The organism is Cellulomonas algicola (assembly GCF_003851725.1).
GTDB classification, from domain to species: Bacteria; Actinomycetota; Actinomycetes; order Actinomycetales; family Cellulomonadaceae; genus Cellulomonas; species Cellulomonas algicola.
Map to the genome: position 1 here is coordinate 1 of NZ_BHYL01000162.1, position 1,196 is coordinate 1,196.

At 77.8% G+C, this 1,196-nt stretch carries 1 protein-coding gene; it reads left to right on the top strand.

The genetic code is table 11. From position 1 onward, the window contains the following. Positions 1 to 610: PfkB family carbohydrate kinase (locus CTKZ_RS11205; protein WP_200829713.1), on the top strand; the 610-nt coding region annotated here is incomplete at its 5' end. Between the last annotated feature and the right edge of the window lie 586 nt (positions 611 to 1,196).

Consider the following 1,196-nt stretch of genomic DNA (forward strand, 5'->3'; position numbering starts at 1 on the left):
CCGGCACGAGCTCGACGATCTCTACGGCACGGTCCTCGTCGAGGCGATGGACGCCGACATCACCGTCCTCACGGGTGCGGACCCGCCACGGATCCTGCCCGCCGCGGTCGTCGGCCGGCTCGCGGGCGACCTGCGTGCCGCCGGGCAGACCGTGGTCGCCGATCTGTCGGGACGGGCCGCCGCGGCCTTCGCGGACGCCGGCGGGGCGGTGCTCAAGATCAGCCACGAGGAGCTGCTGGACGGCGGGTTCGCCGACTCCGACAGCCTCGACGACCTGCGCGACGGCGCCCGACGGCTCGTCGAGCGCGGGCTCGAGGCCGTCGTGGTGTCGCGCGCGGGCGAGCCGGTCCTCATCGTCACCGCGAAGGAGGTGCGCGAGGTGTCGCCGCCGCCGATCACGGTCGTCGACCACCGGGGCGCGGGCGACTCGATGACGGCAGGCATCGCCGTCGGGCTCGGTCGCGGCCTCACCCTGGCGGAGGCGGTCCGCCTCGGCGCGGCCGCAGGCGCGCTCAACGTGACGCGTCGCGGTCTGGGCACCGGCCGCCGCGAGCAGATCGAGCGCTTCGCGCGCCGCGTCGTCGTCCGACCCGCCGACGAGTCGTCCTGAGGGCGCCGCCGACCCCGCCACGGGAGCGACGTCGCCGACCACCATGGGGCGTCCGTGTCGGGCCCGCGACCGCGCATCACGACGGTTCGCCGCCGGTCGACCCCGACCCCCAACGGGAGACGGACGCCGCCGGCCGGGGACGGCCGCCCGTCGTCGCGGCCCTCGCACGGCCGGTGGCGCGCGACCCGGGCCTCGGTACCGCCGGTGTGCGCGATCCGGTCACCAGACCCGGTTCGCGCGACACCGGGACACGGGACACGGGACACGGGACAGGGGACACGGGACACGGGACACCGGGACGCCCGGCATCCGTCGTGGATGACGCAGCGTCGCGACCCGGGGCTGAGGACCGGTGGAGCGCGTCATGGGTCACCAGGCCCAGGTCGACACCCGGCGGACAGGCAGAGCGGGGCCACGCCTTGCCGGGCGGCGCGGGTCGGGGCGGGGCGCGTCGGGCGGGGCGCGTCCGGCGGGTCGGGTCACGTCGGGCGGGTCGGGTCACGTCGGGCGGGTCGGGGCGGGGCGCGTCGGGTGGGTCGGGTCGCCGCCACGTCGGGCGTGCCCGGTCGGGTGGGGCCGCCTCAGG